Genomic DNA, 6516 nt, shown 5'->3' on the forward strand with positions numbered 1-6516 from the left:
GCGGGCAACGCCGCAGACGGCCCCTTTGCGAAGCAACCCGGAGGGAAGCTCATCCATGGCGTTCACAGGCCCTAGGCTGGTGCTCCCCCTGCCCGGCAACGAGGGCTTCGCCGCCCGCCTGGCCGAGGCAGCGGGCGCCGAGCTCGGCCGGCTGGAGACCCGCCGCTTCCCCGACGGCGAGAGCTACGTGCGCCTCCTCGCCGACCCCGCCGGCCGCGCGGTCGACCTGGTGTGCACGCTGGCGGACCCGGACGCGGGCTTCCTGCGCCTGGCCTTCGCCGCCGACGCCGCGCGCGACCTGGGCGCGGCCGAGGTGAACCTGGTGGCCCCCTACCTCGCCTACATGCGGCAGGACCGGCGCTTCCTGGACGGCGAAAGCGTCAGCTCGCTGACCTTCGCCCGGCTGGTGTCCGCCACCTTCGATCGCGTGGTCACGGTCGATCCGCACCTGCACCGGCACCCGGCGCTGCAGGGCCTGTACACCGTGCCCACCGCCACGCTGCACGCCGCGCCGCTGCTGGCGGACTGGATCGCGGCGCACGTGCGCGCGCCGCTGATCGTCGGCCCCGACGAGGAGAGCGAGCAATGGGCCGGCGCCATCGCCCAGCGCATCGGCGCGCCGCATACCGTGCTGCGCAAGACCCGCCACGGCGACCGCAGCGTGGACGTCGCCGCGCCCGACCTGTCGGCCTGGCGCGAACGCACGCCGGTGCTGGTGGACGACATCGCCTCCTCCGGCCGCACGCTGGCGGCGGCCGCGCAGCAACTGGCGGCGCAGGGCCTGCCGCCGGCCGAATGCGTGGTGGTGCACGCGCTGTTCGCGCAGGATGCCTGGGCGCAGCTCGCGCCGCACTTCGCGCGCATCATCTCCACCGACGCGGTGCCGCATCGCAGCAACGGCATCGGCCTGGCACCGCTGGTCGCCGACGCGCTGCTGCGCGGCGTGCAGGACCCGCCCGCCGGCCCCCTCATGAAAGGAACCGCATGAGCCCCCTCCTCTCACCCGACTGGCGCCAGGGCCACGGCCCCATCGCCCACCGCAGCGGCACCGTGGCGCGCGTGCAGGCGCTGCTCTCCCGGCTGACGGCCGACGGCCGGCTCGCCGGCGCCGCCGAGGGCCAGGCCCTGCTGGCCGCCGCCGACCGCCTGGCCTGCGCGGCGATGAGCGTGGTCGTCCACATGACCTACGCGCGGCGCGTCGACCTCTCCGGCGCGGCGCTGGCGGCGGACGACTTCAAGCCGACGCCCGAGGGCCACACCGGCGGCTCGCTGAACATGGTGCCGGCCTTCGTCGGCTACCTGCTGGCCAACGCGCTGACCGGCACCACCCGCGGCTGGCTGATGGGCCAGGGCCACTGCGTGGCGGCCATCGAGGCGGTCAACGCGCTGACCGGCGACCTGTCCGACACCCAGCGCGGCCGCTACGGCCGCGGCGAGGCCGGGTTGTCGCAGCTCGCCGCGGACTTCTATTCCTATGCCATCGACGCCCACGGCCGGCCGGCCGTGCCGCTGGGCAGCCACGCCGGGCCGAACACCGCGGGCGCGGTGTCCGAGGGCGGCTACCTGGGCTTCGCGGGGCTGGAATACGTCCACATGCCGCTGCCGGGCGAGAGCCTGGTGGCCTTCCTGAGCGACGGCGCCTTCGAGGAGCAGCGCGGCAGCGACTGGGCGCCGCGCTGGTGGCGCGCCGAGGACTGCGGCTTCGCGGTGCCGGTGATGATCCTCAACGGCCGGCGCATCGAGCAGCGCACGCAGATCGTGCAGGAAGGCGGCGCGGGCTGGCTGGCCGAGGACCTGCGCCACAACGGCTTCACGCCGGTGGTCGTGGACGGGCGCGACCCGGCCGCCATCGCCTGCGCCATCGTCGAGGCCGAGGACGCGCTGCGCGCCTTCGCCGCCGACCCGCAGCGCCGCTACCCGGCGCGCCTGCCCTACGTGATCGCCGAGACCGAGAAGGGCTTCGGCTTCGCCGGCGCGGGCACCAACGCCGCGCACAACCTGCCGCTGGCCGGCAACCCGCACATCGACGCCACGGCCCGCGCGCAGTTCAACGCCGGCACCCGCGCGCTCTTCGTGCCGCCCGCCGAGCTGGACGCCGCCCTCGCGGCGCTGGACACCCACGCCCGCCAGCAGCGCCCGCGCGAGAGCGGCCACCCGTTCGCGCACCGGCATCCCGAGGCCCTGCGCCTGCCGGCGCCGCGGTGGGAGGACGAGGGCAGCCGGGGCAGCGCCATGGCCGCGCTGGACCGCTGGTTCGTCGAGCTGATCGAGGCCAACCCGCGGCTGCGCGTGCGCGTGGGCAACCCCGACGAGCTGGCCAGCAACAAGATGGGCGGCACGCTCGAGCGCCTGCGCCACCGCGTCAACGCGCCCGAGCCGGGCGTGCCCGAGTCGCTGCTGGGCGCCGTCGTCACCGCGCTCAACGAGGAGGCCGTGGCCGCCGCCGCGCTGGGCAACAAGGGCGGGCTCAACCTGATCGTGAGCTACGAGGCCTTCGCGGTGAAGATGCTGGGCCTGCTGCGCCAGGAGATCATCTTCGCGCGCCGCCAGAAGGAGCTGGGCCGGGCGCCGGGCTGGCTGGCCGTGCCGCTGATCGTCACCTCCCACACGTGGGAGAACAGCAAGAACGAGCAGTCGCACCAGGACCCGACCATCGGCGAGGCGCTGCTGGGCGAGATGTCGGACACCGCGCGCGTGCTGTTCCCGGTGGACGGCAACACCGCCGTGGCCGCCCTGCGCAACGTGTACGCCGGGCGCGGCCAGGTGGCCTGCCTGGTCGTGTCCAAGCGCGACACCGCCCGGCGCTTCGACGCCGCCTCGGCCGAGGCGCTGGCCGAGCGCGGCGCGGCGCATGCCGCGGGAGACCCGGCGGCGGCCGAGGTGCAGTTCGTCGCCATCGGCGCCTACCAGCTCGAAGAGGCACTCAAGGCGCAGCGCCGCCTGGCCCGCGAAGGCCGCGCCGCCTGCGTCACGGCGGTCGTCGAGCCGGGCCGCCTGCGCATCCCGCGCGACGAACTGGAAGCCGCCTTCGTGCTGGACGACGCGGCGCTGCATGCGCTGTTCCCGCCCGGCCTGCCGCGCGTGCTGCTCAGCCACACCCGGCCCGAGCCCATGCTCGGCCTGCTGCGCCGCATCGACGGCGGCCCGGCGCGCACCCGCGCGCTCGGCTACATCAGCCGCGGTGGCACGCTGGACGTGGCCGGCATGCTGTTCGCCAACCGCTGCACCTGGGCGCATGCGGTGGACGCCGCGGCGGCGCTGACCGGCTGCCCGCGCGATGCGCTGCTGCGGCCCGCCGAGCAGGCCGCCCTCGACGGCCGCGGCGCCTGCGCCGACCTCGGCCATCCGGACTGAATGAAGCAGAACAGGACCACCATGCCCACACTGACCTGCCTCGGCGCCGCCGGCACCGTCACCGGCTCCAAGCACCTGCTGCGCTATGGCGACACGCAGCTGCTGATCGACTGCGGCCTGTTCCAGGGCCTGAAGAACCTGCGCGAGCTGAACTGGGAGCCGCTGCCCGTCGAGCCGCACGGCATCGACGCGGTGGTGCTCACCCACGGGCACCTGGACCACTGCGGCTACCTGCCGCGGCTGGCGCGTGACGGCTTCGCCGGCCGGATCCACGCCACCGCAGCCACCCGCGACGTCGCGGCGCTGATCCTGCGCGACAGCGCCTTCCTGCAGGAGAAGGACGCCGACTTCGCCAACCGCCACGGCTTCAGCAAGCACCATCCGGCGCTGCCGCTGTACGACATCGACGACGCCGAACGCACCATCCGGATGTTCTCCCCCGCGCCGCTGCACCGCGAGGTGGCACTGCCCGGCGGTGCGACGCTGCTGCTGCGCCGCGCCGGCCACATCCTCGGCGCGGCCAGCGCGCAGATCGACGCCGGCGGCCTGCGCATCGTGTTCTCCGGCGACGTGGGCCGCTACGACGACCCGGTGATGCTGGACCCGGAGCCGGTGCCCGAGGCCGACTACGTGGTGATCGAGTCCACCTACGGCAACCGCCGCCACGAACGCACCGACCCGGTAGAGGCCCTGGCCGCCGTGATCGAGCGCACCGTGCAGCGCGGCGGCACGGTGGTGGTGCCGGCCTTCGCGGTCGGCCGCGTGCAGACGCTGATCCACAGCCTGTGGCTGCTGCGCCGCGCCGGCCGGCTGCGCAACGTCCCCGTCTACCTCGACAGCCCGATGGCCACCAGCGCGAGCGAACTGCTGCACGCCCACCCGCACGAGCACCGGCTGCCGCCGCAGGACTACGAGGCCGCCTGCGGCGCCGTGACCTGCGTGCGCGAGGTGGAGGACTCGAAGGCGCTGTCGGCCAGCCGCTTCCCGAAGGTGATCATCTCCGCCAGCGGCATGGCCACCGGCGGCCGGGTGCTGCACCACATCGCCGCCTTCGCGCCCGACCACCGCAACACGCTGCTGTTCTCCGGCTTCCAGGCCGCCGGCACGCGCGGGCGCAAGCTGCTCGAAGGCGCACGCGAGACCCGCATCCACGGCCAGTGGATCCCGGTGAACGCCGAGGTGGCCGAGCTGCCGATGCTCTCGGCGCACGCCGACGCCGACGAGCTGATGCGCTGGCTGTCGGGCCTGCAGCGGCCGCCGAAGCGCGTGTTCATCGTCCACGGCGAGCCGGAGGCGTCCGAGGCGCTGCGCGAACGCATCGAGCGCGACCTCGGCTGGCCGGCCGCCGTGCCGCGCCAGGACCAGGTGTTCAACCTGTGAGTCCCGTGAACGCGATGGACACGACCGTGCCGCCCGCGCTGCGCGCCGTGCGCATGCGCCTGCATGCGCAGCACCAGGCGGTGGTGCTCATGCGCCGGGACTCCCCCGTGTGCCAGGCCGAGGGGCTGGCCTCGCGGCCGCAGGTGCTGGTGATGGCCGGCGGGCGCGAGCTGCCGGCGCAGCTCTACCAGGTCGAGGGCGACGACCGCCTGGCGCCCGACCAGATCGCGCTGTCGGAGGACGCATGGCAGGCGCTGGGGCTGCGCGAGGGCGACTGCGTGCAGGTGCGCCACCCGCCGCTGCTCGCTTCGCTGGCGGGCGTGCGCCGGCGCATCCACGGCCAGCGCCTGGGGCTGGACGACATGAACGCCATCGTCGGCGACGTGGCGAAGGGGCGCTACACCGACGTGCACCTGGCCGCGTTCCTCACGGCGACCTCCACGCTGCCGCTGGACGAGCAGGAGACCATCGACCTGACCCGGGCCATGGTGAACGCCGGCGAGCGCCTGCGGTGGGACGCCCCCGTGGTGGTCGACAAGCACTGCGTGGGCGGCCTGCCGGGCAACCGCACCACGCCGATCGTGGTGGCCGTCGCCGCCGCCAACGACCTGGTGATGCCCAAGACCTCTTCGCGCGCCATCACCTCGCCGGCCGGCACCGCCGACACCATGGAGACGCTGGCGCCGGTCGACCTGGACCTGCCGACGCTGCGCCGCGTGGTGGAGCAGGAAGGCGGCTGCCTGGCCTGGGGCGGCGCCATGCACCTGTCGCCGGCCGACGACGTCTTCGTGCGCATCGAGCGCGAGCTGGACATCGACACCGAGGGCCAGCTCATCGCCTCGGTGCTGTCGAAGAAGATCGCCGCCGGCGCGACGCACGTGCTCATCGACATCCCCGTCGGCCCCACCGCCAAGGTGCGCAGCCCGGAACTCGCGCACTTCCTCGCGTGCAGGCTGGCCGCCACCGCGGCGCACTTCGACATCGCGCTACGCTGCATCTTCACCGACGGCAGCCAGCCGGTCGGCCGCGGCATCGGCCCCGCGCTGGAGGCCAGAGACGTGCTGGCGGTGCTGCGCGGCGAGGCGGACGCGCCGCCGGACCTGCGCCTGCGCGCCGCGGAAGTCGCCGGCGCGGTGCTGGAGATGGGCGGCGCGGCGCCGGCCGGCGGGGGCCTGCCCCTGGCGCTGCGCACCCTCGACGAAGGCCGCGCGTGGGACAAGTTCCGGCGCATCTGCGAGGCGCAGGGCGGATTGCGCGAGCCGCCGCGCGCGTGCTGCGTGCGGCCCCTGCCCGCGCCCCGCGCGGGCCGCGTCGTGCGCATCGACAACCGCCGGCTCGCCCGCCTGGCGAAGCTCGCGGGCGCGCCGGAAAGCCCGGCTGCCGGCATCGACCTGCGCGTGCGGCTGGGGGACCACGTCGCCGAGGGCGAGCCGCTGCTGTTCCTGCACGCGCAGACGCAAAGCACCCTGGACTACGCGCTGGCCTACGCGCAAGATGCGGGCGATCTGCTGCAACTGGCGCCCCCGGACACACCCTCATGAGCATCCCCGTCGAACTGCCCACCCTGCGGGACGTCATGGCCCGCTACCGCTTCGCCTACCTGCTCACCGGCAGCGCGCAGGGCGCGCCGCACGCGGTGGCGGTGACGCCGGTGCTGGAGGGCGGCGTGCTGGTGATCGACGGCGTCGGCCGCCGCAGCCGCGAGAACCTGCTGGCCCGCCCCGCGGTGGGCCTGGTCTGGCCGCCCGCCTTCGCCTCGGACTATTCGCTCATCGTCGACGG

The 6516-nt window shown here is 74.8% G+C and carries 5 protein-coding genes; all 5 read left to right on the forward strand.

Annotated elements, in window-relative coordinates; all coding sequences use genetic code 11:
* The first annotated feature begins 55 nt into the window (after nucleotides 1-55).
* Nucleotides 56-988, forward strand: a complete 933-nt coding sequence (locus tag ACIY1X_RS23565; RefSeq protein WP_399685357.1) for a ribose-phosphate pyrophosphokinase — start codon at nucleotides 56-58, stop codon at nucleotides 986-988.
* On the forward strand, nucleotides 985-3354 hold the full coding sequence (locus ACIY1X_RS23570; RefSeq protein ID WP_399685360.1) for a xylulose 5-phosphate 3-epimerase: 2370 nt from the start codon (nucleotides 985-987) through the stop codon (nucleotides 3352-3354). Before ACIY1X_RS23565 ends, ACIY1X_RS23570 begins: the two co-directional genes overlap by 4 nt.
* 21 nt (nucleotides 3355-3375) lie before the next feature.
* The gene (locus tag ACIY1X_RS23575; RefSeq protein ID WP_399685362.1) at nucleotides 3376-4734 is read left to right on the forward strand and encodes an MBL fold metallo-hydrolase RNA specificity domain-containing protein; all 1359 of its coding nucleotides are present in this window, start codon (nucleotides 3376-3378) and stop codon (nucleotides 4732-4734) included.
* Between the two features lie 14 nt (nucleotides 4735-4748).
* On the forward strand, nucleotides 4749-6275 hold the full coding sequence (locus ACIY1X_RS23580; RefSeq protein WP_399685368.1) for a thymidine phosphorylase family protein: 1527 nt from the start codon (nucleotides 4749-4751) through the stop codon (nucleotides 6273-6275).
* On the forward strand, nucleotides 6272-6516 hold a 245-nt coding region (locus ACIY1X_RS23585), incomplete at its 3' end, for a hypothetical protein (protein WP_399685365.1). The genes ACIY1X_RS23580 and ACIY1X_RS23585, both read left to right, overlap by 4 nt.

It is taken from the genome of Xenophilus sp. (genome assembly GCF_044462705.1).
Classification (GTDB): Bacteria; Pseudomonadota; Gammaproteobacteria; order Burkholderiales; family Burkholderiaceae_C; genus Xenophilus; species Xenophilus azovorans.